Consider the following 26542-nt stretch of genomic DNA (forward strand, 5'->3'; position numbering starts at 1 on the left):
GAAGATGTTTTTGCCGGATCGATGTGCCTGTATTGCCTGCCGGATAGCCTTTCGCCGGAGTGCGGATTGATTGCAGGGACCGGGGGTAGACACGTTACCTGACCGTTGCGGTCGGATCCAGTGAATATCCGGATTTCGGCAGGCATTTTGCCGGATACGCTTTACGGTAAGGATATGGCTGCCATGTGCGGTTTTTTCCGACAAGAATGTATTCTCGGATTCAATGTTTGCCGGCAGAGGCCGGTGAGGCGGGAATGTTCCCGATATGCGACAATGCACCGATGATTTTTCTGCCGGCCAGCCAGACCAGTAACGCGAAAAAGCCGGTAGCGCACAAGGCCATGCCGAAGCTGCCGGTATATTCCCTGACCGTCCCGAGAACCAGTGTCAGTACAACATTGGCGATGTTGGCGATCATGTTCATGAATCCGGCTGCGGTAGCCAGATAGGCAGGAGATACGACATTTCCGGTCAGACTGAAAATTGATCCGTAATTGATTCCACCCAGAATGGCCAGCAATATACCGACGGCCAGTCCTGTGCAGACATTGCCGGTCAAACCAAGCGCGATATACAGGATGCCGATTGCCAGTACCGCTGTATTGGTTATCCAGCTTCTGGAAAACCAGCGAAGAAGAACACTGCCGCAAGCACGGCCCAGTGTGCCGGTCAGCAAAACGAATCCGGTCGCGAGACTCCATGCCATGGCCGTACTTTTCCCGTCCATGTCCGCCAGAATGGAGGGCAGCCATTGGCCAAGGTTGTTCAGGGTACCGTAGGAAAGGCCGTGAAATATGCCCAGTGCCCAGATGGGTACGGAAGTGGAAACGGTTTTCAGGGCCGTCATCAGATCGCCGAGCGTATTGGACGATGCCGGGCTGTTTTTCCGGACACGGACAGGAAGAAACAGTGACAGAACCGTGGCGCTTATGGCAAGGATTGCGGGTATAAGATAGGAAAACCGCCATGCCTCGCTTCCCAGATAAGGCAAGGTCATGAAAGGAAGCATGGTTCCGAGACAGAATGAGGCGCCTTGTATTCCTTGTGCCTGTGTGATTTTTTCCGGAGGGGCAAGCATTCCGGTTACTTTGACCCCGGCAAGAAACAGTGTGCCGGAACTCAGGCCGGCCATGAACCGCAGTCCGGTTGCCAGTCCCAGATTGTCCGGTGCGAGAAACGGCAGAATATTGGCGATGATTGCGATGAAAATGGCGAGGAGAAATCCGCGATAGACACCGATTTTGTCGAGTATGAGGCCAGCGGGCAACTGAACGAGACTGTGTGCCCAGAGCAGACCGCTCAGAAAGAGGGAAAGACCGGCATATCCGACACCGAAAAGGGCCATGAACTGGGTAGCAAGCGGCGCGACACTCATGAAAAAATATCCGGCACTGATGCTGATAATAGCCGGGAACCAGATGATTGAAAACATGGTTTTTGTATGATTTTGGCAGGTGGACTGGATGGCAGGACAATCACCGCCGATCTGTACCGGACAGGTTAAAGATTTGTTTTCTGTTTAATATACCTAATCCCTGACAGGAGCGGAAATACTTTTTTCGTCTCGTATTTATATGTTTGGCAAATAAATCGCCGAAAAGTGTCCGTATACAGGAATCGTTACATTTGCAGGCTTTCAAGTGGGATATACTTCTCTGAGAACGAAAAGGTGCTTCCCGGTTTTCCCGCGAATGGGAGCGCTTTTTCATTGTTTTTTGAGGAGTTTCGGGATATGACCGGTCTGTCCGGTTTATTTTCCGATACGGTTCAGGTTTTGCAGGGACTGGCTGCTTGTAAATATGACAGTGGAAAAAATCAAATATCGGAAAAACAGGACAGAGTCCGGCTGGTGGAATGTCTGCCTTGATTATTCCCGAAGGCACTGGTTTTATGCCGGATTTCTCTTTTTGTCGTCCATAACGATTTTGGTCCTGTTCTTGCAGAGCCTTTTTCTGGTCGTGTCCGATGGGGTTGGGCTGGCTATGCAATATGCCGTCGCGGGCGGCCTTGCCGGATTTGCCGGAACGGCGCTGGGTGCGATTCCGGCACTGATTCTGAGGCGTTTGCCGGCCTATGTCGAGGATACCATGCTGGGATTCGCCGCCGGTATGATGATGGCGGCAAGTGCTTTCTCGCTGATATTGCCGGGGCTGGCTGCGGGAACGTCCATGACGGGCAACAAGGCATTCGGCGCCGGTATCGTGGTTCTTGGCATGGCATGCGGTGTCATTTTGATGCTGAGTCTGGACAAGTTCACGCCGCACGAGCATGAAACGATCGGTTCATTCGGTCCTGGAAATGACCGTTTCAACAAGGTCTGGCTGTTTGTTTTTGCCATTTCTCTTCATAATCTGCCGGAAGGTATGGCTATCGGTGTCGGATTCTCGCATGCCGATATGGCGATCGGATTGCCGTTGACGATCGCTATCGTGTTGCAGGATATTCCGGAAGGTCTTGCCGTGGCGCTTGCCTTGCGAAGTGCCGGAGTCAGCCGGTTGCGGGCTGTTCTGATTGCCGGGGCGACCGGGCTGTTCGAACCGCTGGGCTCGCTTTTGGGAGTCGGGCTTTCAAGCGGGCTGGCGCTTTCTTATCCCATCGGACTCGGTTTTGCAGCCGGGGCCATGTTGTTTGTCGTTTCGCATGAAGTGATTCCCGAGACGCACCGGAACGGTCACCAGACACCGGCAACAGTCGGACTGATGGCGGGATTCGCACTGATGATGGTGCTGGATACGACATTGGGGTGATGCTGTGCCGGCATTTGCCGATATCGTGTGCCAAATTCCGTATTTTTTAAAAAAACGGTAATATTGTCCTGTAATAATGCATGAAGATCCTGAGGATCATAATAGGCTTTTATTGTCGTTTTTTTCAAAAGGCGTCGGAATGTTTGCTGCAATAGATCTCGGTTCCAACAGTTTTCGTCTGCATATTGGTGAATACGTCAACGGTATCGTCTGCGTGGTCAAGAGTGCGCGTGAACCGAACCGTCTCGCGGCGGGACTGGACAGAAACAATGTTCTGTCCAGAGAGGCGATGGACAGGGGACTGGATGCGCTGAAACGTTTGCGCGCCATTCTGGATGCCTATCCTCTTTCGGAGGTCAAGGTCGTCGCCACGAATACGCTCCGTATCGCTTCCAATGCACAGGTTTTTCTGAATGATGCCGAGAAGGTGCTCGGTTATCCTATTGAAGTGATTTCGGGGGAAGAGGAAGGGCGACTGATTTATCTGGGTGTCGCCAATGTGCTCGGGCGTCCTGAAGAAAAACGGCTTGTAATCGATATCGGCGGGGGATCGACGGAACTGATTTGCGGCAAGGGACAGGAAATCGAACGGGTTGAATCGTTCAGTGTCGGTACCGTTCGCCAGAGTCTTTCGTTTTTTCACGATGGCATTATTGATGAGACATCTTTTCAGGCTGCCGTGTTGTCCGCCCGAAGCCAGTTCGAGGATGCTGTCGATTATTACCGGTCCTGTGGCTGGACGGAGGTCTATGGTTCTTCCGGAACCATACGTGCCACAGCGGAAATTCTTGCCATCAACAGGATCGGCGATGGCCGTTTCACTCTTGAGAATCTCGAACGGCTGAAGATGAAAATGATTGGGACCGGTCGTCTCAATCAGATGAAACTTGACGGGATCAAGGCTGAACGCGCTGCGTCGATTCTGGGGGGATTGACCATTCTGATCGTATTGATGAAAGATTTCAGAATCAAGGTGCTGAAACCGATCGAGGCCGGTCTGCGGATGGGGATCATGTGGGACATCTATCTGATGTCGACCCAGAAAGACCGTCGGGAAGAATCGATCCGGGAAATGCTCAAGCGTTATCATATCGATGAGCAGCGTGCCATTCGGGTCGCGAATTATGCGCTGTCCATATACAAGCAGATGAATCCCGATGCCGACAAGTTTCTCAAACTGCTGTACTGGAGCGCATTGTTGCATGAGATCGGCATTTTTATTTCTCCGACCAATTATCACAAACACGGTGCCTATCTGATCGAAAATGCCGATATGGCCGGTTTCACATCCCGAGAACAACGTCAGATGAGCCGGTTTGTACTGGGGCAGAAAGGCAATTTGAAAAAACTGAATGGCATCATGACGGTTCCCGATGCCATCAAGGCGGTGCTGTCACTGAGGCTGGCTGTCATGTTTCAGCATTCCAAGGTCAATTTCAAACCGGAAAAAATAAAAGTCAGGGTCAAGAGCCGGATCGAGATGACCATTCCGAAAGAATGGCTGGATCTTTATCCGACACTGCTTTACTGGCTGGAGAGAGAATGTGATTGGTGGGAAGATGTCGGTATTACATTGACCGTCCGCACCGGCTAGTCGAGAGCCATGTCCGTCACTTGTACAGGCTGTAAACGTTTTTGTTCGGATTTTCCTTGATATGGGCCAGCCGGACAGCCCGTTCGACGCTCAGGCGGGATAGCGATACTTCCGGAAACTGGTTGCCCAGCGTGAATTGCAGGATTTCGTGTACCGGATTTTTGAGGCGGGCAAGGATCAGTTTTTTACCTTCTTTTTGCATGTCGGCGAAAAAATCGCGCAATGCCTCGACACTAGTTGCATCCAGGTCGGTTGTCTGTTCCAGGCTTAAAATAACGGTGTGTATTGGCAAAGGGGATGATGAAACGGTTTCACGTGCCTGCAACAGAATGCGGTCTGCATTGGCGAAGAACATGCTTTGATCGGGCCTCAGAATCAGAATGCCTGAAACGGGCTGGGCCTCGGGAAATACGGACAGGCTGACAAAATCGTGGCTTTGGCCCAGACGGCCCAGAACGGAAATCGTGGATTTCGAGTTTTGCCGCAGCATCATCAGCAGGTTGATGGCAATAGCTATCATCAGTCCCTGCAAAACTCCCAGCAGAAGAACGGCGAGTACGGAAGCGACGATCAGGAGCCGGTCGATTTTCCAGCTGAAATAAAGCCGGAAACTGGACAGGGTCAGAGTCGTTGCCATGGTGGAAATGACGATAGCCGCCAGAACCGGAATGGGAATCCATTCAATGTAGGGCAGGACGGTCAGAATGATGATCAGGGTGATGATCAGGGCGAATATGCCGGCCAGGCGCGTTCGGGCACCATAGGCTTCATTGGCGGCCGTTGCCGAATAACCTGCGCCGACCGGCATTCCCTGGAAAATACCCGATACGAGATTGGATATTCCCAGTGCGAAAAGGTCCCGGTTCGGAGAAATGGTGTCGTGGTGTTTCATGGCGAAACTGCGTATGGAGCCATATGATTCCGCATACAAAATGAATACGAGTGCCACACCGATTTCAAGAAGTTGCGTCCATTCGGGGTATGTCAGTTCCGGTATGACCGGATTGTTCAGATTCATGTCGATTGAACCGACATTCGGAACGCCATAAACGGGCAAATCAAGCAGTTTGCTGGCAAGGATACCGAAAATGATGACCAGTGTTCCGCTGGGAATGTTTCTGAACTGGCCTTTTTTTATCCTGCGCAGCCATTCCATCAGCGCCAGAAAAATCAGGGCGACCGCGGTGGTCAGCAGGCAATTGTAGTTCCAGGATCTGAACTGCCGGAAAACATCCAGGACGAAAATGAACAGGTTCTCTTTCTGGATACTGATGTTCAGTACAGCGGTTGACTGCTTGATAATGATGACGATGGCAAGACCGAATGTGAAACCTCTGAGTACCGGTTTTGCGATGAAATCGGTGACGTTACCCATTCTTGTCACGGCGGCCAGCAGAAAAAGGATACCTGTCATGATGACGAGTCCGGACGCCAGCATCAGGCGTAGCGAGGCATTGTCTTCCGCCATAGTCATGGTGGTGGCTGCCAGAACGACGGCGGAGGATGACGTCGGAGAAACCAGTGCGAATCGGCTTGATCCGAGCAACCCGTAACAGAGCAACCCGGCAAAAAGCCCGATAATACCGGCCTGTGCCGGCAGATTGCCGATTCCCGAATAAGCCAGCGCCTGGGGCAGAAGCAGGCCGGCAATGGACAAACCGGCGATGGCGTCCTGCCAGTTCAGTTTGCCGGCGAATTTCGCATAGATGTTCTGGTCGTTTTTTTTTGCCGGCAGATTCATGAGGTCAATGGTTCAGCGCTGTTGTTCGATCTGGTTTGTCAACGGGTCTGCCTGTGTTTTCCAGCGTTTTCTGAATATCACGATCCAGACCGGTTCCTGTATTGTATACAGATTTGGCATGAACATATTGCCCGGCATTAAAAATGCCGGGCTGAAAAGACAGAAACGGTGTTCTTGAAAAGAGAGCAGAAAAATATGGCGCGATTTCAGGCAGGGACTTCTTCTCTGGAATCGTCTGCCGTGTCGAGGGTTTTGTCGGCCGAAACGGATGTGTCTGGCATTGTTTCCGTCAGTGGCGAATCTTCGGTTGCGATGATATCGGTCGTTTCATCATTATGCGCGACTTCTGCCGGATTGCCGGGCAATTGTTCGGCTTCAAGCATGGGCGGTTCCGGACCGACCAGTTCCTTTTGTACATTGGCATCATAAATTTCCGCCAGATGCTGCTGTGCTCCGAAAGGTACCTGTTTTTTACGCAGTTTACGTCTCCGGTAGGTTCCGTTTGACTGAAGTTCCCAGGAGTTGGTGTTGTCCCGCAAATAGTACTTGAGGCCTTCGGCGATGACACGTTTTTTCAGTGCCGGATCAAGCACAGGATAGGCGACTTCGATTCGCCGGAACAGGTTGCGGGCCATCCAGTCGGCACTGGAAAGATACAGATCGTGTTTCAGATCGTTACGGAAATAATAAATGCGTTCATGTTCCAGGAAACGGCCGATAATCGAACGGACCCGGATATTTTCTGACAGGCCGGGTACGCCGGGTCTGAGGGCGCATGCTCCTCTGACGATCAAATCGATCTTGACGCCGGATGAAGAGGCAAGATAAAGCGCCCGAATGACGGATTCGTCGATTAACGAGTTCATTTTGGCGACGATTCTGGCAGGCCTTCCCTGACGTGCGATGCGGATTTCATTGAGGATGGCCCGGATCAGATGTCTGTGCAGAGTGAACGGAGCCAGCCAGAGATGATCCAGTTTTTTCGGTTTTGTCAGGCTGGTCAGATGCAGGAAGACTTCATTGACTTCGCTGGTAATCTGGGGGTGGGCCGTCAGCAAGCCGAAATCCGTATAGAATTTTGTCGTCGTCGGATGGTAGTTGCCTGTACCGAGATGGCAATAGTAACGGAAAACGCCGTTTTCCCGACGGATAACCAGAGCCAGTTTCGCATGCGTTTTCAGGCCCATGACACCATAGACGACTTGCGCTCCGGCCTGTTCAAGCTGTTGTGCCCAGTCGATGTTCTGTTCCTCGTCGAACCGTGCTTTCAGTTCGACGATAACGATGACTTCTTTTCCCTTGTTGGCTGCCGATATCAGGGCTTCCATCAGTTCGGAGGTCATGCCCGCCCGGTAGATCGTCTGCTTGATGACGACGACATCCGGATCTTCCGCGGCATTGCGAATGAAATCGATGACGGTCTTGAAGGTCTGGAAAGGGTGATGAAGCAGGATATCCCTTTTCTTCAGGGTTCCGAAAAGATCGCTGTCATTTTCAGCATCAGGATTGATGGATGCCTGATAAGGCGGGAAATAAAAGGAAGGCGATTTGACGAAATTGCAGATTTCGGCAAGTCTGACCATATTCACCGGCCCGTTGACACGGTACAGGTAATCCTCATCCAGGTTGAATTCATTCAGCAGGAACCGTGCCAGATCTTCCGGACAGTTCTTGGCGACTTCGAGCCGGACCGCCACACCGAAATGGCGGTTCTGAAGGCTGATTTTCAGTGCCTGCCGCAGATTTTTGACTTCTTCCTCATCCACCCACAAGTCACTGTCGCGCGTGACCCTGAATTGTGAGTAGGCAATCACCTCACGTTCGGGAAACAGGTCGGAGATATGGGCGTGAATGACAGATGACAAAAGGCAGAATGTAATGCCGTCCTCTGAGAGTTCATCCGGCAGTTTGATGACCCTGGGCAAAATGCGGGGGGCTTTTACGATCGCAATCGCGCTTCCCCGTCCAAAAGCATCTTTTCCGGCCAGGGAAATAATGAAATTCAGGCTCTTGTTCGCTACCTGGGGGAACGGATGGGCCGGATCCAGAACGATTGGAGTCAAAAGCGGACGTATCTGGTTTTCGAAATAGGATTTGACCCAGGCTCGTTGCGCCTCATTTCTGTCGTTATGACTTAAAAGGCGGATTCCGTTTTTGGCCAGTTGCGGGAGTATTTTCCGGTTCAGCAGGGAGTACTGGTGTTCTACCAGCGTATGGCACCGGACGCTGATTTGGTGAAGCAGGCTGTTTGCATTGGCAACCGGTGTTTTGTCCGGCGACTGGCGTGCATGAAGACTGGAAACCCGGATTTCGAAAAACTCGTCCAGATTGCTGCTCCCGATACACAGATAACGCAGACGTTCAAGGAGAGGAAGGCTTTCATCTTCCGCCTGTGCGATAACCCGGCGGTTGAATTCAAGGAGGGAAAGCTCACGGTTCAGATAAAGATTCGGTTCCAGGGAACCGGTTGGCAGATTCTGGACAGGTTTTGTCACCATGGATACACTTTCGGACACAGTAAATCCTGACTGTTAGCTCATTTGATATTCAAATCATAGCAAAAAAAAATGACGGAATGATGACAATGGCCGCCTGATCGGGTTTGTTGCAAGCGGCCGGCAGGGTGAGTGCTCGCTTTTTGTGAATCCGAAGCAGGCAAGACGTGTGCTGGAAGAGGGAAACGGCGTGTTGCCCGTATCTTCCAGCCGTTGAACAGAAATCAGCTGATCGTCAGCTGGGTGCGTGCCGAACCGGGTTTTTTGGGCAGTTTCAGTTCGAGGACACCGTCCTTGTAGGTCGCTTCCGCCTTGGTTTCGTCCACATCCTGCGCCAGTGCGAAACTGCGGCTTTGTACGCCATAATAACGTTCGCTGCGAACGGTTTTGCCTTCATCCTGTTGTTCGTTTTCTTTTTTGACTTCAAATTCAATAGTTACGAAATTGCCTTCGACAGTGACTTTGATATCTTCTTTGGGAACACCTGGTGCGTCGGCCTTGACGAGGTAGGCGTCTTCTGTTTCCGAAACATCGATTTTGATACGTGGTTCCGGTTCCCAGCTGCTCCATGGAGACGAAAGGCGGTAATTGTTGAAAAATTCGTCAAGATTCCTCAGCGGTTCAAAACGGCTGATTTCATTGAAAGGGTTGAAATTCGAAAGATTGTTTGCCATTTTTTTCTCCATTGTCCGGGAGGCGAATGTTGCTGTTGGCCTCGCATTTGTCTGTGAAAAGAAACGTGAAAATCATTTGAAAGGGTATCGTTTCTGATCCAGGCGATTTTGAGGACAATCAAGATAAAGCGGATGGAAAAAACAGGCTTCGCGATGAAAAAATCTTTTGAATGGGGACAAGGTGATGTCGGGATTGTCTGTCGACGGATTATAATGAGGGACAAAGTGAAAACAATCATGGAATCACAAAGGCAAACGGTATGGCAAGAAGTGCGAGACTGATCGTTCCCTGCTTTCCCCATCATGTTTTTCAGCAGGGGAACAACCGGCAGAAAGTCTTCAGGGACGATGAAGATTACATAAGCTATCTTGAATGGCTTAAAAAGGCAGCGCGTCTTTACAGGGTGGATGTTCATGCCTATGCATTGCTGGATAATGGGGTCCATTTGCTGGTAACACCCGTGGACGAGTCCGGCCTTGCCCGCATGATGCAGTGGATCGGGCGTCATTATGTACCTTATTTCAACAAAAAATACCAGCGCAGCGGTACGTTGTGGGAAGGCCGGTTCAGGACATCCATTGTTGAGGAAGACTGGTTGACAAGATGCAGCCGTTTCATGGAAATGCAACCGGTTGCGTGTGGTTTGGCTGCCCGCCCGGAGGATTATGTCTGGTCCAGTTATCGCCACCATATCGGAATCAGTCCCAGTCCGGTCATCCGGGATCATGCGGTTTACTGGAATCTCGGCAATACTCCGTTTGCCAGGGAAATGGCTTATAAAGCATTTTTTGAGCAGTTCAATGTGGAGGATCGGAAACTTGATGAGATTTTGAAAAAAGGCTGGCCGCTCGGTTCTGACGCTTTCATCAAACGGCTGGAAAAAGTGACAGAACGTCAGTTCCGGATGGGCAAGCGGGGGCGTCCGGCCAAAAGTGACCGGTAAAAGAAAATTTTCAATTGGAAAAAACAGGAAGGAATTCCTGTTTTTTTGCTTGGTTTTTACTATGTCCCTTTTATTATTTTAAATACTTTTTTTGTTTTATATATTCACTCTGACCCTTTTTATTTTTGTTGTATTAGCCCTGAAAACGGATTATTCTGTTTTTCAACAGTTATTGAATATGTTGGGAGTTCATATGTGTGCGCAAGGTTTGTATCGTTCTTCTTTCGAGCATGATGCCTGTGGTGTCGGATTCGTGGCCCATATCAAAGGGGTCAAGAGTCATTCCATTATCGAACAGGGATTGCTGATTCTGAAAAATCTCGACCATCGCGGAGCTGTCGGTGCCGACAAGATGATGGGGGACGGGGCAGGTATTTTGATCCAGATACCGGACCGGTTCTATCGGGAAGAAATGGCCAGGCAGGAAGTCATGTTGCCTCCTCCCGGGGAATACGGGGTCGGCATGATCTTTTTGCCGAAAGAACATGCTTCCAGACTGGCCTGCGAAAAGGAGATCGAACGTGCCGTTCGTGCCGAAAAACAGGTGGTTCTCGGCTGGCGCGACGTTCCGGTGAACCGGGAAATGCCCATGTCTCCCAAGGCCAGGGAAAAAGAACCGGTTATTCGCCAGATTTTTATCGGACGCGGGCCGGACATCATGGTGACTGATGCACTCGAGAGGAAACTGTTTGTTATCCGCAAGGCGGCAGGGCATGCCATTCAGGCGCTGGATCTGAAACACTGCAAGGAATTTTTCGTTCCTTCCATGTCGGCCAGAACGATCGTATACAAAGGCCTGCTTCTGGCCGATCAGGTGCAGGACTATTATCTCGATTTGCAGGATGAACGTTGTGTTTCCGCGCTGGCGATGGTGCATCAGCGTTTTTCCACGAACACTTTTCCGGAGTGGCCGCTCGCTCACCCGTATCGCCTGATTGCGCATAATGGCGAAATCAATACGGTCAAAGGCAATTTCAACTGGTTCCGGGCCCGTGAAGAGATGATGAATTCGGCGGTTCTTGGCGATGATCTGCAAAAACTTTATCCATTGATGTATGAAGGCCAGTCTGATACGGCATGTTTCGACAATGCACTGGAACTTCTGGTCATGTCAGGTTACCCGCTGGCGCATGCCATGATGATGATGATTCCGGAGGCATGGGAAAATCACCAGTTGATGGACAGTAACCGCCGCGCTTTTTATGAATATCATGCGGCCATGATGGAACCGTGGGATGGCCCGGCGGCGATCGCGTTTACCGACGGTCGCCAGATCGGCGGTGTGCTGGACAGAAACGGTTTGCGACCCGCCCGTTATGTCGTTACCGATGACGATCTGGTCGTCATGGCTTCCGAAACCGGAGTGCTGCCGATTCCGGAGACACATATCATCAAAAAATGGCGGTTGCAGCCCGGCAAGATGTTTCTGATCGATCTGGATGCCGGGAGGATTATCGACGACAAGGAGATCAAGGATATTTATGCCAATGCCCGTCCTTACCGGGCCTGGACAAATTCCGTTTGTATCAAGTTGCACGATCTGAAGGAATACGGTCATGATGTCGTTCATTCCGACGTGCCGCTCATGAAAAGGCAGGAAGCGTTCGGTTACACGCAGGAAGATCTGAAAATCATCTTCCCGCCGATGGCGATGAACGGGGAAGAACCGATCGGCTCAATGGGAAACGATGCTCCTCTGGCCGTTCTCTCCCACCGTCCGAAGCCACTTTACAATTATTTCAAACAGTCTTTTGCGCAGGTGACGAATCCGCCGGTCGATCCGATCCGCGAAGAAATCATCATGTCGCTTTTGACTTATATCGGCCCGAAACCGAATGTGCTCGATACGAATAACGTCAATCCGCAAATGCGGCTGGAAGCATCGCAACCGATTCTCGGTTTTGCGGAAATGGCCAGTATCCGCAATATCGATGCCTATACCAATGGAAAATTCCGCTCGTATGAATTGAATATCTGTTATCCGGTCGCATGGGGCAAGGAGGGGATTGAGGCACATCTGGCGTCTCTCTGTGCCGAAGCGGTCGATGCTGTCAAGTCAGGCCATAATATTCTGATCGTTTCCGACAGAATGATCGGTCCGGACAGTCTGGCTATTCCGGCATTGCTGGCTACGTCGGCCATTCATCAGGATCTGGTCGCCAAGGGGTTGCGCGCTTCGACCGGTCTGGTGGTCGAAACCGGTTCCGCGAAGGAAACGCATCATTTTGCCCTTCTGGCCGGTTATGGCGCGGAAGCTGTTCATCCCTATCTGGTACTGGAAACCCTGTCGGATCTGGCGCCGAAACTGGCGGCCGATCTGACACCGGAAAAGGCGCAGGCCAACTTCATCAAGGCCATCAACAAGGGACTGATGAAGATTATGTCGAAAATGGGAATCTCGACGTATCGTTCCTATTGCGGTGCACAGATTTTCGAGGCAATCGGACTGTCTTCCGCACTGGTAGACAAATATTTCAAGGGTACGGTTTCCAGTGTCGGCGGTATCGGTGTTTTCGAAGTAGCGGAAGAGTCGCTGCGTCTGCATGAAATGGCTTTCCGGCACAGACAGCAGCCAATCCGTTTTCTGGATGTAGGAGGAGAGTACGCTTTCCGCAAACAGGGTGAAGAGCATATGTTCACTCCGGATGCCATCGCGAAGCTGCAGCATTCCACACGCGCAAACAATTATGCGACGTACAAGGAATATGCGCAGATCATCAATGATCAGTCACGTCGCCAGATGACTTTGCGGGGTCTGTTTGAATTCCGTTTCGATCCGGCCCGGGCGATTGCCGTCGATGAAGTGGAACCGGCCAAGGAAATCGTCAAACGGTTTGCCACAGGTGCCATGTCGCTGGGGTCGATCAGTGCGGAAGCGCATGCTTCGCTCGCTATTGCCATGAACCGTATCGGCGGAAAATCGAATACCGGTGAAGGGGGAGAAGATCCACGGCGTTATGAAAACGAACTGGCGGGTATACCGATCAGAAAAGGGGAAACCCTGTCTTCCATTTTAGGAAAGGACCGGATCGTTTCCGATATCGAATTGCAGGAAGGGGATTCCCTGCGTTCGAAAATCAAGCAAGTGGCTTCCGGCCGGTTTGGCGTGACGGCCGAATATCTGAATTCCGCGGATGAAATCCAGATCAAGATGGCACAGGGCGCCAAGCCGGGTGAAGGAGGGCAGCTGCCGGGAGGAAAGGTTTCCGAGTATATTGCCAGCATGCGTTTTTCCGTTCCGGGGGTCGGTCTGATCTCGCCTCCGCCGCATCACGATATCTATTCCATTGAAGATCTGGCGCAGCTGATTCACGATCTGAAAAACGTCAATCCACGTGCCACTATTTCGGTCAAGCTGGTTTCCGAAGTCGGGGTCGGTACCATTGCGGCCGGTGTCGCCAAGGCCAAGGCCGATCATATTGTGATTGCCGGTCATGACGGGGGGACAGGAGCATCGCCATTGTCGTCGATCAAGCATACCGGTTCGCCCTGGGAAATCGGTCTGGCCGAAGCCCAGCAGACGCTTGTCATGAACAATCTGCGTGGCCGGGTTCGCATTCAGGCGGACGGTCAGATGAAAACAGGGCGCGATGTCGTTATCGCCGCTATTTTGGGTGCTGATGAAGTCGGTTTTGCAACCGCTCCGCTGGTTACGCAAGGATGTATCATGATGCGCAAATGCCATCTGAATACCTGTCCGGTCGGCGTCGCGACACAGGATCCGGAGTTGAGGAAGAAGTTCAGCGGCAAGCCGGAATATATCGTCAATTATCTGTTTTTCGTTGCCGAAGAAATGCGGCAGATCATGGCTCAGCTCGGCATGCGGAAATATGACGATCTGATCGGCCGGGTCGATCTTCTGGAAAAGGCGAAAGCGATTTCAGGCTGGAAAGAAGCCGGTCTGGATTTCAGCCGCCTTTTTTACGATCCGGTTGTCGATGCTTCCGTCCACAGACGCCATCAGGAAAAACAGGATCATGGTCTGGAAAAATCCATCGATCACCGCCTGATTCTCCAGTCGGCGATTGCACTGGAAAACAAGGAAAAGATTTCATTTATTTATCCGATCAAAAATGCCAATCGCAGTGTCGGCGCGATGTTGTCCGGCGAGGTGGCACGGCGTTACGGACATGACGGACTGCCGGACGATACGATCCATATCCAGTTGCAAGGTACGGCGGGTCAGTCGGTGGGTTCTTTCCTGGCTCATGGCATTACACTGGATCTGGTCGGTGAAGCGAACGATTATGTCGGCAAAAGTCTGTCCGGCGGACGCATCATTGTTCGGCCTCATGCGCAGTTCCGCGGGCAGCCAGACAGCAATATGATTGCGGGCAATACCGTGCTGTACGGCGCGATTTCCGGAGAGGCGTATTTTTACGGTATCGCCGGAGAAAGGTTTGCCGTGCGCAATTCGGGAGCGACAGCTGTCGCCGAAGGATGCGGAGATCACGGTTGCGAATATATGACAGGCGGTACCGTGGTCATTCTTGGAGAAACCGGGCGCAACTTTGCGGCAGGTATGTCCGGCGGCATCGCTTATGTCTATGATCCGGAAAAAACGTTCGAACGAAAATGCAATCTGTCCATGGTCACGCTGGAGCCGGTACTGTCCTGTTTCGAACAGGAAGCATCCGTGGAGAAAGCGGTGTGGCACAGAATGTCCCGTCATGGCGATCCGCAAACCGATGAAGCCATTTTGAAACATCTGATCGAGAATCATTTCACTTATACCGGCAGTATGACGGCACGCAAACTGCTCGAGGACTGGTCGATCTGTCGGCAACATTTCATCAAGGTTTTCCCAATGGAATATCGGCGGGCCCTGCAGGATCTGTATGCCGAAAAAGAGGAAACGAAAGAAAACGCGATTGTTGCGGCAGCCTAAAAATGGCATTGACTGGACAAATAACCGGATATTGAGGTGAAAAATGGGAAAAGTAACAGGTTTCATGGAATTCGGGCGGATTGAAGAAGCACATCTGGAACCGAAGGAGAGGATCAAAAACTATCGTGAATTCACGATCACGCTTGCCGATGACCAGGCACGGCAGCAGGGCGCGCGTTGTATGGATTGCGGCATTCCGTTCTGCAATAATGCCTGTCCGGTGGGTAATCTGATCCCGGATTTCAATGATCAGGTTTATCACGGTATGGATGAAGAGGCGCTGGAGAAAATTCATGCCACGAACAATTTTCCGGAATTCACGGGACGGGTTTGTCCGGCTTTGTGTGAACCGGCCTGTTCGCTCGGTCTGATCAGGGAGCCGGTCGGTATCCGTTCGATCGAACGGTTTATTATCGAAAAGGGATGGGAAAACGGCTGGGTCATCCCCCGACCGGCTACGCATAAAACGGGTCGGAAAGTGGCTGTTGTGGGTTCCGGCCCTGCCGGGCTGGCAGCGGCACAACAACTGGTACGTGCCGGTCATGAGGTGACGGTTTTCGAGAAAAATGACAGGATCGGCGGCCTGTTGCGTTACGGCATACCGGATTTCAAACTGGAAAAACAGGTCATCGACCGCCGTCTGGAACAGATGAAGGCGGAAGGCGTGGTTTTCCGTACCGGGGTGCTGGTGGGAAAAACGGTTCCGTCATCGATCCAGAATATGGCAACGGAAACGGTTGATCCGGATGTACTGAAACAGGAATTCGATGCCGTGATTCTGGCATGTGGTGCGGAACAGCCGAGAGAACTGGATGTGCCGGGCGCCGATCTTCAGGGAGTCTGTTTTGCGATGGAATATCTGTGTGCCCAGAACAAAAGGGATGCCGGAGAGAAGAGCCGCAACCGGTTGGATGCGGCAGGCAAGCGTGTCGTGATTATCGGTGGCGGAGATACCGGTTCCGACTGTGTCGGTGTTGCTAACCGGCAGAAAGCGGCGTCCATATTGCAATTCGACCGTAATGCGCGATTGCCGGATCATGTCGACAAGTCGATGGTCTGGCCTTACTGGCCGAAGCAATTCCGGACTTCTTCTTCCCAGGAAGAAGGCTGCGATCGTGAATTCGGCATCATGACCAAACGGATCGAAGGCAAGCGGGGAAAGGTCGAGAAAATCATAGTCTGTCGTGTTGAACAGGTGGGGAGAACGTATGTCGAGATTCCCGGAAGTGAATATGAGATACCGGCGGATATGGTGATTCTCGCCATGGGCTTTTCTGGACCGGCGGCACCGGTACTGGATGCATTCGGTGTCGAAAAGGATATGGCGGGGAATGCGCTGGCGAAACCGGAAGGGGATATGCGGTTCATGACATCGGTTGACAAGGTATTTGCAGCAGGGGATGTCCGTCGCGGGCAGTCGCTGGTTGTGTGGGCGCTCCATGAGGGACGGGAATGTGCAGAGGCGGTGGACCGTTTTCTGACGGAAAAGGAGCTTTAACAATCTGATACAAAATTATGGCGCGATTGACATTAGAGGGCCGGCCTGTGCTGTGATATATTATGAAGTTGAGGTAGTATTGTTGCTGTCGCGCTTTAATTTTGATGCCGTCGTTCACGGTATCCGCTACAATCTTCTTTTTAATATTTAATTCATATCATTATGAAAATTGAAGGCAGTATAGTTGCACTGGTCACTCCGATGAGTGAGGACGGGAGCGTTGATCTCGATAGCGCGCGCCACCTGATGGACTGGCAGATTGCAGAAGGTACGGACGCTCTGTCCGTAGTGGGTACGACGGGTGAATCACCTACTGTAAACGTCGATGAACATGCCGAAATGATTCGGGTCGCCGTAGAGCATTCCGGCAAGAGAATTCCGGTCATTGCCGGTGCGGGCGGCAATTCCACTGCGGAAGCGATCGCACTGACCCGCTATGCGCAAATGGCAGGGGCCGATGCTTCCCTTCAGGTCGTTCCCTATTACAACAAGCCGACCCAGGAGGGAATGTACCAGCATTTCAAAAGCGTCGCCGAAGCGGTCGATCTGCCGATGATTCTGTATAACGTTCCGGGCAGAACGGTTGCGGATCTTTCCAATGAAACGATTCTCCGGCTGTCGGAAATTCCGAATATTATCGGGGTCAAGGATGCTACCGGCAATATCGCGCGCGGCATTGATCTTCTGCGCAAGGTACCTGAGGATTTCGCGGTTTATTCCGGTGACGATTCCACGGCAATGGCTTTGATGCTTTGCGGAGCGAAAGGCAATATCTCGGTTGTTGCCAATGTCGCACCGAAAAACATGCATCTGATGTGTGCGGCGGCGATAAAGGGCGATGTCGTGACAGCACGGAAACTGAATGACTTGATGTTGCCGTTAAGCCAGCAGCTTTTTGTGGAATCGAATCCGATTCCCGTCAAATGGGCGCTGACGGAAATGGGTATGATTCCTCCGGGTATCCGTTTGCCGCTGGTTCCGCTGGCAGCGGGATATCATGACGTGGTCAGAAAGGCGCTGAAAGAAGCAGGCGTTCTGGCCTGATGGATCCCGCTGGAAGATTGCCTGCTGAAAAAAGTCGTACTGAACTTATTGGAAGGTCTGGAAACTGAATATATGGTGTTTAATAAAAAAGTCGGTTCCGTACTGATCGGATCGCTGACAGTACTGGGATTGTCGTCATGCAGCACGGTTGACAGTTTGCTCGAGGCAGACCGTATCGATTACAAAAGCGAGACCTCTTCTCAGGCACAGGGGCGAAGACTTGAAATTCCGCCCGATCTGACACAGCTGCAACGGGACAACCGCTATACGATTCCGGAGAGTGGAACCGTAACGGCTTCCGGCTATAACCAGCAGCAACAGGAGGCACGGCCGAATATGGCAGTGGGTTCTTCCGGTGTGGTGGCTCCCAATGAAGCGACTGATATCCGTATCGAACGAGATGGCAGCCAGCGCTGGCTTGTCGTCAACCGCAGCCCTGAGGTACTCTGGCCGCAAATTCGGGACTTCTGGCAGGATAACGGTTTTTTGATCAATATCGATTCCCCCGATACCGGCATTATGGAAACGGACTGGGCTGAGAATCGGGCCAAACTGCCCCAGGATTTTATCCGCAAGACATTGGGTAAAGTGTTTGATGCACTCTATTCGACGGGTGAACGGGACAAGTTCAGGACGCGTCTTGAACGCAATGCCGATGGAACGACCGATATTTTCATCAGCCATCGCGGTGCGCAGGAAGAGATTGTCGGCGTCAACAAGGATACGACCATGTGGACGGCCCGTCCTTCGGATCCGGAACTGGAAGCGGAATTTTTGTCGCGTCTGATGGTTCAATTGAGTGACATGAACCAGAAGGAAAAGGCCAGGGCGAAAGCGCTTGCCGAGCAAAAGACGGTTGTGTTGCCTTCCAGGGCGACGCTTGTCAAGGGAGAAGGAAGTTCGAAGGTTGTAGTTGATGAAACCTTTGACCGGACTTGGCGTCGGGTTGGTCTGGCACTGGATCGTGTCGGATTCACGGTGGAAGACCGGGATCGCTCGAAAGGTCTGTATTTCGTCCGTTATGTCGATCAGGACAGCGACGCAAAGAATACACCGGAAAAGGAAAAGGGATTCTTCTCGAATCTGTTCACTTTCTCCAACAAGGAAAAACATGCCCAGCGTTATCAGATTTCCGTTCAGGAAACCAGCGACAAGAGTGAAATTGTCGTGCTGGATGACAAGGGGCAGCCGGAAAAAACTTCTACTGGCCGGAAGATCATGGATCTTCTCTATGAACAGTTGAGGTAACCGGTAGTTCGGAATATAACGGCAGATCTTGAAATTGACGAGTTTGGGAAGCGGCAGCAAGGGGAATTCGCTGCTCGTTTCCGCAAAAGACGGCTTCACGGAAACAACAGTCATGTTTGACTGCGGTTTCGGTATCCGTGAGATGCAGCGGCGTCTGGAGCGGGCCGGTCGTTTTCCTGCCGATTTGTCAGCGCTGATCGTGACACATGAGCATGGTGATCATGCAGGAGGCGTCTTGGCGTTTGCCCGTCGTTACCGGATACCGGTTTGGATGAGTTACGGCACTTTCCAGTCTTTGGGAAAGGATTTTTTCGGAATTGATGTCAATTTTTGCAGGGACGGAGACAGTTTTGTTGTCGGTGGCTTGCAGATATCGGCTTTTACCATTTCACATGATGCAAGGGAACCCTTGCAGTTTCACATGACAGACGGTGCCATGAAATTCGGAATGCTGACTGACACGGGGCAGGTGACGCCTCATATTGCGAATGCATTGTCCGGTTGCGATGCCCTGATGGTCGAGTGTAATTATGACGATCGTATGCTGGAAAAATCGGCATACCCTTTTTATCTGAAGAAACGTATCAGCAGTGTTTATGGGCATTTGTCCAATAGTTGTGCCGGCGAATTTCTGGCCCAAGTGGATCATTCACGGCTTAAAAAAGTCATTGGAGCACATTTGAGCCAGAACAATAATTTGCCCGAACTGGCCAGAGAGGCGATCGAAGAAGTGGTGGATGCCGGAAGAACGGAAATAGTTGTTGCGGGGCAGGATGACGGATTTGAGTGGACGGAGATAGCCTAGAAGAGGAGTTTTCCCTGTTTTACCGATAAAAAAAAGCCGATCGGAAGATCGGCTTTTTGTCAGACGGAACAAGAATTATTTCTTGGCAGCGTCTTTTGCAGCAGCAGCTGCGTCCTTGGCAGCAGCGCCAGCATCTTTAGCTGCATCTTTGGCGTCTTTTGCAGCGTCTTTAGCGGCAGCAGCAGCGTCCTTGGCGTCAGCAGCCGGAGCAGCAGCGTCTTTAGCAGCTGGAGGAGCGTCTTTAGCCGGAGCAGCAGCGTCCTTGGCTGGAGCGGTAGCAGCTGGAGCAGCAGCATCTTTCTTATCAGCAGGTTTTTCACCAACTTTACATGCGGTCAGAGCAAGAGCCATCAGGCCAACGAGCAATAAAGACTTTTTCATTTGTAATCCTTAATTAAATAATTAGGTTAATTACCGGTAATTGTATACTACTTTGAATAGAAAATTACCAAATGCCATTGCACAAGTGCAGCCACACTGGCAATCTCCTAATGGTGCTGATTATAGCTATTTTTTGATGGTTGTAACCTCCCCTTCCGGGGTTTTTGCATGTGTTTTGCAATCTCGCAACAGGTTTGAGACATTCTTCAAACATTCCCGGGTACAGCGATACCGATAATGGTTTGCCTTGAACTTCGGCAAGGAACGATATGCTGATCCAGCAATGTTTTATTTTGGAAATTTTCTTTATAAAACATTATGTTATAACCTGCTTTCCCAATGGGGTGTCCGTATCTGTCCCTGACAGGTGAAAAGTCCGTTTTTTGTTTCCCGCAGTCAAATTCTGTTGGAATGTCTTTTGGAAAATACCGGTAAATGATTCCGGATCCTTTGCAAGAAGGAGCGATGGAAATTGGATAAACCCAATATGAATTTTTATAGCAGTAATATAAATGTTCACGGGATGAATTTTTTAAAGTCATTTCATACGGGTATAATTTTTTTCATTCATCATGAATCAGAAATCATCCGGGGAAAAAATGAAAATAACCAAAAACACGGTCGTCACCGTTCATTACAAATTGTCTGATGCACAAAACAATGTGCTTGAGGATGGTCAGGAACCGATCGTTTACCTTCATGGCGGTTACGATGATACGTTGCCTGCTCTTGAGAAGGCACTGGACGGCAAGGATGTCGGATACAAAACCATGATCCAGGTCGAGCCGGAAGAGGCTTTCGGTGAATATGATCCATTGCTGGTCAGGGTAGAGGATCGTGAAAGTTTCCCGACACCGCTGGAAGTCGGCATGCAATTTGAGGGAATGCCTGAAAATGCCGATCCCACGGAGAATCCAGCCATTTATGTCGTTACCGATATCGCGGATGGCAAGGTCATACTGGATGGCAATCATCCGCTTGCAGGTATAGCGCTCCGTTTTGAATTGACGGTGACCGATGTCAGGGCTGCAACTGAAAAGGAAATCGAACGGGGATATGTCAACGATCCCGATGGTTTCGACGACGATGAAGACGGCCAATTCAGAAGTATTGTATTGCATTGATAAAGCGCAGCAATATTGGCAGGCTTTGATTGACCGGAATGATTGTGTCACGATAAAATAACAGATTGCTTGAACTCAGGGAACAGCATGGCGCGTAAACTGATCGTCGGAAACTGGAAAATGAATGGCAGTCTTGCCGTGAATGCCGAATTGCTTGACGGCATCAAGGCCGGGCTGTCCGGAGTTGACTGCGATCTGGCAATCTGCGTCCCTTTCCCCTATCTGGCACAATGCCAGTCCGCTCTGGAAGGAACGGATATCGCGCTGGGCGCTGAAGATGTTTCGGCACATGCAATCGGAGCTTATACAGGACAGGTATCCACGCGAATGTTGCTTGATTTCGATTGCAAGTATGTCATTGTCGGGCATTCCGAACGGCGCGAGTACTGCAATGAATCCGATGAGCTGGTCGCCAACAAGGTACAGCGTGCGTTGGCAGGGGGGCTGACCCCGATCGTCTGTGTCGGGGAATCACTGAAGGAAAAGGAAAACAGGCAAACGGCGGAAGTCGTCGAGAGGCAGATGCACGCCGTGCTTTCCGTGCTCGAGGAAAGGGAAGTTTGCGATATCGTCGTCGCTTATGAACCGGTCTGGGCAATTGGTACCGGGAAAACGCCAACGCCCGATATGGTCGGAGATGTTCATGCGCTTCTGCGCGAATTGATGATCAGGAAAAATCCTGATGCCGTGGAGTGTGTAAGGATATTGTATGGCGGCAGCATGAAGCCGTCGAATGCCGAGGAATTTTTGAAGATGCCCGATATAAATGGCGGACTGATTGGGGGTGCCGCCCTGAAAGCAGATGATTTTCTGGCGATAGCGCGTCTGGCATCGAAATAGGGAAATTGGTCAATCAAAAGGAAAATGCAGGAATACCATGCTGTATAACATTATCATTATCATTCAGGTTTTGTCCGCGCTTGCCATTATCGTGCTGGTTTTGATGCAGCATGGCAAGGGTGCCGACATGGGAGCGGCATTTGGCGCTGGCGGTTCTTCCGGAAGTATTTTCGGTGCCACTGGCTCGTCGAATTTTCTGTCCAAGTCAACAGCCATCGCCGCAGTGATATTTTTTGTATCGACGTTGGCCATGGCTTATCTGGGACCCTATCGCGCACCTGTGCAGAGCAGTATCATTGAAAAATTGCAGTCTGTTCCGACCCCTGCTCCGGCACAGGAAACAGCAGTTAAGGAGGCTGCCGGTGCAGCGGCGATTCCGGGAGCAAGCCAGACGGTTCCAGGAGCCTCTGGCGAAAATACGTCAAAATGACAATTCGGTATTCTTTTTCTTCATTAAAACTTGATGAAAAAGGAAGTTGCTGCGATAATTTAATTCTTGCGCCGACGTGGTGGAATTGGTAGACACGCTATCTTGAGGGGGTAGTGGCGAAAGTCGTGCGAGTTCAAGTCTCGCCGTCGGCACCAACAACCAGTTCAAAGCAGTCTGATACAGTATAAAAACCCGTGTAAAACAAAATGTTTATGCGGGTTTTCTGTTTTGTGGGGTCTAATGCGGTATTGCTGGATCCAATATTTTTGGGTAGTTGTTTCCTCTTGCCATTTCTTCATCAATTCATTTTCTACTGATATGGCAAGACGGATTATCTTTCTGGTACCCAAACAGATCGACAAAGCCGAACCCAAAGAGAGCGCATATATCCTTTTGATGGCAGCAGGTTGTATCTTGAAATTACAACTGCCGGTTCAAAGCTGTCGAAGATGAAAACCCGGTTGAATGAGTAAGTTATCAAGCTGGTTTTTGGCAAATATCCGGATGTGTCGCTGACACAGGTCACAAAAAGCGTGATGATGTGTGCAAACGGGTTGCTGAAGAGACAGATCAGAAAAGCGCAAATGGAAGCCGTGAAAGCTGCCGAGATGCAAAGGCTGCGGATGAAGAAAACACTTTACGGAAGGCTGCATGGTGCCTGTATGCCAGCGAGGCAGGTGGACAACGGACTATTACCGCAACAAGATGATACGGCAGCTTGAATTACATCTCTTTCCGTTTGTCGGTGATAAAAACATTCGGAAAACAGAGAGGAAAGGGCTGATCGACATATTAAGGGGGTGTCGAAAAAACGAACAAGAAAGGCAAAGCCATGACTTGTTCGGCCAAGGGGTTATACCGGTGGATGGCAGAAGTTTACGATCTGGCCAACATGGAAAACAGCAGTTTTGTCCCGGCTAATTCCGGCCGATCAATCATCAGGTTTTTGCCGCTGTATTGTCCGTTTCTTGATGGAGTGTTCCGGACATGCGTTTTATCCGTTGTGTCAAACCGTGTCTGACAGTCAATTCAAATCGGGAAACTGGCGTATAAACGCTATCCTTGTCATGAATATATCGGGTTATCGTGACTCATATTCGAATCCTGGCCCAAAAGATGGTGAAAGGATAAGGAGGTGGTCTGATATGGAACGAATTCTCCCTTTTTGGGATCAGTGTACTTTTGAGGAAAACCGCGTTTCGGTGTATCATATAGTTTTAGTATGTCTGCCAAACGTTTCTTAAGTCGTCGTTTCGGTTCGGAGTCGTCTTGCAAAAGTCCAGCCTGTCTCGTCCTTTGGAAATGCGCGCCATATGGGTGGGATTGTCCCGTCTTTCAACATTTCCTGTAATCAAGCGTCGAACGTGAATCTAGAAAATTACTTCCCCGTTCTGCTTTTTCTTCTGGTTGCATTGTTTTTTGGCGTTTTCTCCCTGTTTCTCGGCAGATTCCTTGCTCCCCACAGGCCGGATTCCGAAAAACTGTCGCCTTATGAATGCGGTTTTGCCCCGTTCGAGAACGCTCGCATGAAGTTCGATGTCAGATTTTATCTGATTGCGATTCTGTTCATCCTTTTTGATCTGGAAACCGCTTTTCTTTTTCCCTGGGCTGCCGCCATGCGCGATCTGGGATGGCAGGCGTTTGTCGCTGTCATGGTTTTTCTGGCGGAACTGGTGGCCGGTTTCTGGTATTTGTGGAAAAAAGGGGCGCTCAATTGGGAGTAATCTGTGGCTATTGACGGTCTGCTGAACAAGGGTTTCGTGACAACGACGCTGGATACAGCCATCAACTGGTTGCGTACCGGGTCGGTCTGGCCTGTGTCGTTCGGTCTGGCGTGTTGCGCCATCGAAATGATGCACAGTAGCGCATCGCGTTATGACATGGACCGGTTCGGTACATTTTTCCGTGCTTCGCCACGACAATCCGATCTCATGATCGTGGCGGGGACACTTTGCAACAAGATGGCACCTGCCTTGCGCAAGGTGTATGACCAGATGGCCGAACCCCGCTGGGTCGTGTCCATGGGATCCTGTGCCAACGGGGGCGGTTATTATCATGATTCCTATTCTGTGGTTCGGGGATGTGACCGGATCGTCCCGGTCGATATTTATGTCCCGGGATGTCCGCCGACAGCCGAAGCTCTTCTGTATGCGCTCATGCAGCTGCGTGGCAAGATCAGGCGCACTTCCACCATTGCCCGTCAGTAAACGGAGAGAGCCATGCAGAGAAATCCGGTTGAACTGGCGAACAAGGTACGTATCCTTCTTGGCGGGAAGGTTCTTGGTGTGTCGGAAGCATTTGGTGAAGTGACGGTCGAGGTGGATCCATCGGTTTATCTGGAAGTCATGCAGAAATTGCGGGATGATCCCTCGCTGTGCTTTGAGGAACTGATCGATTTGTGCGGTGTGGATTATGCCGGGTATGGTGGCGATTCTGAAAACAGTCGGGACAGAAAGCGTTTTGCGGTGGTCGTTCATTTGTTGTCCCTGACATTCAATTGCCGGCTGAGAGTGCGCGTTTTCGCCAGTGACGGCGAAATGCCGGAGGTTCCATCGGTTATCGGAATCTGGCCATCGGCCAACTGGTTCGAGCGGGAAGCGTTCGATCTGTATGGCATCCTTTTCAGAGGACATCCCGACTTGCGGCGTATTCTGACCGATTACGGTTTTGTCGGGCATCCGTTCAGGAAAGATTTCCCGGTTCAGGGCTATGTCGAGATGCGTTATGACGAGAAAGAAAGACGGGTTGTCTATCAGCCGGTCGCGATCGAGCCACGTGAAATCACGCCGCGTGTGGTCCGGAATTCCGGCGGAGGCGAAAAATAATGGCAGAAATCCGCAATTATACGGTTAACTTCGGCCCGCAGCACCCTTCGGCGCATGGTGTGCTTCGCCTGATTCTGGAGCTGGATGGGGAAACGATTGTACGGGCCGATCCTCATATCGGCATGTTGCATCGCGCAACGGAAAAATTGGCTGAGCAGCGGACTTATCTGCAGGCGCTTCCCTATATGGACCGGCTCGATTATGTCTCGATGATGTGCAGCGAACATGCCTATGTGATGGCGATCGAGAAAATGCTGGGACTTGAGGTTCCGGTTCGTGCACAGTATATCCGGGTGATGTTCGACGAGATGACACGGATCATGAGCCATTTGCTCTGGATCGGTTCGCAGGCGCTGGACATGGGGGCCATGGCGGTGTTTTTGTATGCCTTCCGTGAGCGGGAAGATCTGATGGATTGCTACGAGGCGGCCAGCGGGGCACGGATGCACGCGGCCTATTACCGGCCGGGAGGGGTCAACCGCGATTTGCCGGATTCGATGCCGCAGTTTAAAAAGACCCGTTTCCAGAGCGACAAGCGGGTTGCGACACTGAATGCGAACCGGCAAGGGTCCCTGCTGGACTTTATCGAGGATTTTACGGAGCGCTTCCCGAAATGTGTCGATGAATATGAAACGCTGCTGACGGATAACCGTATCTGGAAGCAGCGGCTGGTCGGTGTCGGGGTCATTTCGCCGGAAGAAGCTCTGGCATCCGGTTTCACCGGCCCGATGTTGCGTGGTTCCGGGGTGGAATGGGATTTGCGGAAAAAACAGCCTTATGAAGTGTATGACAGGATCGATTTCGCCATTCCGGTCGGCAAGGAGGGTGATTGTTATGACCGCTATCTGGTGCGTGTTGCGGAATTGCGCCAGTCGAACCGGATCATCCGGCAGTGTGTGGACTGGCTGAGAAAGAATCCGGGGCCGGTCAGGTCCGACGATTACCGGGTATCGCCTCCGCCCCGCGAAAAAATGAAAGCCGGGATGGAAGAACTGATCCATCATTTCAAACTGTTCACGGAAGGATTCCATCTGCCGGCAGGTGAAGTGTATTCGGCAGTGGAAGCCCCCAAGGGGGAATTCGGTATTTACATGATCTCCGATGGTGCCAACAAGCCTTTCAGAATGAAAATCAGGGCGCCTTCTTTCGTCCATTTGCAGGGACTGGAAAAATTGATCAGGGGTCATCTGATACCGGATGCCGTTGCGGTGATCGGCAGTATCGATATTGTGTTTGGCGAGGTGGATCGCTAGTGTGCGGAAAT

The 26542-nt window shown here is 51.2% G+C and carries 20 protein-coding genes and 1 tRNA gene; 16 read left to right on the forward strand and 5 right to left on the reverse strand.

Annotated features, from left to right (window positions below; all coding sequences use genetic code 11):
* Positions 1-220: 220 nt before the first annotated feature.
* Positions 221-1432, reverse strand: coding sequence for an MFS transporter (locus NB647_RS03100; protein ID WP_269284112.1), 1212 nt, complete (start codon positions 1430-1432; stop codon positions 221-223).
* A 367-nt stretch (positions 1433-1799) separates the two neighbouring features.
* On the opposite strand from NB647_RS03100, the gene NB647_RS03105 reads away from it, so the two are divergent.
* Together NB647_RS03105 and NB647_RS03110 are read left to right on the forward strand one after the other, a co-directional pair.
* Positions 1800-2747, forward strand: a complete 948-nt coding sequence (locus NB647_RS03105; protein WP_269265101.1) for a ZIP family metal transporter — start codon at positions 1800-1802, stop codon at positions 2745-2747.
* A 139-nt stretch (positions 2748-2886) separates the two neighbouring features.
* Positions 2887-4341: a Ppx/GppA phosphatase family protein gene (locus NB647_RS03110; RefSeq protein ID WP_269284114.1), complete on the forward strand. Its 1455-nt coding sequence runs from the start codon at positions 2887-2889 to the stop codon at positions 4339-4341.
* A 16-nt stretch (positions 4342-4357) separates the two neighbouring features.
* Here the strand turns inward: NB647_RS03110 and NB647_RS03115 are convergent, their stop codons facing one another.
* The 3 genes from NB647_RS03115 to NB647_RS03125 form a co-directional block, all read right to left on the reverse strand.
* Positions 4358-6082 carry a SulP family inorganic anion transporter gene (locus NB647_RS03115; protein ID WP_269284116.1) on the reverse strand — a complete coding sequence of 575 codons (1725 nt, stop codon included), beginning with the start codon at positions 6080-6082 and terminating at the stop codon, positions 4358-4360.
* A gap of 206 nt (positions 6083-6288) precedes the next feature.
* Positions 6289-8580 carry a polyphosphate kinase 1 gene (ppk1, locus tag NB647_RS03120; RefSeq protein WP_269284706.1) on the reverse strand — a complete coding sequence of 764 codons (2292 nt, stop codon included), beginning with the start codon at positions 8578-8580 and terminating at the stop codon, positions 6289-6291.
* 221 nt (positions 8581-8801) lie between these two features.
* Positions 8802-9251: an Hsp20/alpha crystallin family protein gene (locus tag NB647_RS03125; RefSeq protein ID WP_269265105.1), complete on the reverse strand. Its 450-nt coding sequence runs from the start codon at positions 9249-9251 to the stop codon at positions 8802-8804.
* A gap of 260 nt (positions 9252-9511) precedes the next feature.
* On the opposite strand from NB647_RS03125, the gene NB647_RS03130 reads away from it, so the two are divergent.
* The 6 genes from NB647_RS03130 to NB647_RS03155 all read left to right on the forward strand — a co-directional run bounded on the left by NB647_RS03130 (position 9512) and on the right by NB647_RS03155 (position 19678).
* Complete coding sequence (locus NB647_RS03130) at positions 9512-10195, forward strand: transposase (RefSeq protein WP_269284117.1); 684 nt, start codon at positions 9512-9514, stop codon at positions 10193-10195.
* 193 nt (positions 10196-10388) lie between these two features.
* Positions 10389-15083, forward strand: coding sequence for a glutamate synthase-related protein (locus NB647_RS03135; protein WP_269284119.1), 4695 nt, complete (start codon positions 10389-10391; stop codon positions 15081-15083).
* Between the two features lie 43 nt (positions 15084-15126).
* Positions 15127-16581: a glutamate synthase subunit beta gene (locus NB647_RS03140; RefSeq protein ID WP_269284121.1), complete on the forward strand. Its 1455-nt coding sequence runs from the start codon at positions 15127-15129 to the stop codon at positions 16579-16581.
* Between the two features lie 162 nt (positions 16582-16743).
* The gene (gene dapA / locus NB647_RS03145; RefSeq protein WP_269284123.1) at positions 16744-17625 is read left to right on the forward strand and encodes a 4-hydroxy-tetrahydrodipicolinate synthase; all 882 of its coding nucleotides are present in this window, start codon (positions 16744-16746) and stop codon (positions 17623-17625) included.
* Positions 17626-17697: 72 nt separating this feature from the next.
* Positions 17698-18873, forward strand: coding sequence for an outer membrane protein assembly factor BamC (gene bamC / locus NB647_RS03150; RefSeq protein WP_269265110.1), 1176 nt, complete (start codon positions 17698-17700; stop codon positions 18871-18873).
* A 28-nt stretch (positions 18874-18901) separates the two neighbouring features.
* Entirely contained in the window at positions 18902-19678 is a 777-nt protein-coding gene (locus NB647_RS03155) for an MBL fold metallo-hydrolase (RefSeq protein ID WP_269284124.1), read from the forward strand.
* Positions 19679-19753: 75 nt separating this feature from the next.
* Here the strand turns inward: NB647_RS03155 and NB647_RS03160 are convergent, their stop codons facing one another.
* On the reverse strand, positions 19754-20059 hold the full coding sequence (locus NB647_RS03160; RefSeq protein ID WP_269284125.1) for a hypothetical protein: 306 nt from the start codon (positions 20057-20059) through the stop codon (positions 19754-19756).
* A gap of 599 nt (positions 20060-20658) precedes the next feature.
* On the opposite strand from NB647_RS03160, the gene NB647_RS03165 reads away from it, so the two are divergent.
* The 8 genes from NB647_RS03165 (at position 20659) to NB647_RS03200 (ending at position 26531) form a co-directional block, all read left to right on the forward strand.
* A complete protein-coding gene (locus tag NB647_RS03165; protein ID WP_269265113.1) occupies positions 20659-21183 on the forward strand; it encodes an FKBP-type peptidyl-prolyl cis-trans isomerase in 525 nt (174 codons plus the stop codon).
* Positions 21184-21270: 87 nt separating this feature from the next.
* Positions 21271-22023: a triose-phosphate isomerase gene (gene tpiA / locus NB647_RS03170; RefSeq protein ID WP_269284127.1), complete on the forward strand. Its 753-nt coding sequence runs from the start codon at positions 21271-21273 to the stop codon at positions 22021-22023.
* Positions 22024-22060: 37 nt separating this feature from the next.
* Positions 22061-22453 carry a preprotein translocase subunit SecG gene (secG, locus tag NB647_RS03175; RefSeq protein ID WP_269284130.1) on the forward strand — a complete coding sequence of 131 codons (393 nt, stop codon included), beginning with the start codon at positions 22061-22063 and terminating at the stop codon, positions 22451-22453.
* A gap of 70 nt (positions 22454-22523) precedes the next feature.
* Positions 22524-22608 (forward strand) — tRNA-Leu (locus NB647_RS03180).
* A gap of 1209 nt (positions 22609-23817) precedes the next feature.
* Positions 23818-24177 (forward strand): NADH-quinone oxidoreductase subunit A, encoded by a 360-nt coding sequence (ndhC, locus tag NB647_RS03185; RefSeq protein ID WP_269265121.1) that lies wholly within the window; start codon positions 23818-23820, stop codon positions 24175-24177.
* Between the two features lie 3 nt (positions 24178-24180).
* Positions 24181-24660, forward strand: a complete 480-nt coding sequence (locus NB647_RS03190) for a NuoB/complex I 20 kDa subunit family protein (RefSeq protein WP_005877725.1) — start codon at positions 24181-24183, stop codon at positions 24658-24660.
* A 12-nt stretch (positions 24661-24672) separates the two neighbouring features.
* Complete coding sequence (locus NB647_RS03195; RefSeq protein WP_269284133.1) at positions 24673-25278, forward strand: NADH-quinone oxidoreductase subunit C; 606 nt, start codon at positions 24673-24675, stop codon at positions 25276-25278.
* Positions 25278-26531 carry an NADH-quinone oxidoreductase subunit D gene (locus tag NB647_RS03200; RefSeq protein ID WP_269284136.1) on the forward strand — a complete coding sequence of 418 codons (1254 nt, stop codon included), beginning with the start codon at positions 25278-25280 and terminating at the stop codon, positions 26529-26531. Before NB647_RS03195 ends, NB647_RS03200 begins: the two co-directional genes overlap by 1 nt.
* Positions 26532-26542: the final 11 nt, after the last annotated feature.

The sequence above is a fragment of the Oxalobacter aliiformigenes genome (assembly GCF_027116575.1).
Classification (GTDB): domain Bacteria; phylum Pseudomonadota; class Gammaproteobacteria; order Burkholderiales; family Burkholderiaceae_D; genus Oxalobacter; species Oxalobacter aliiformigenes.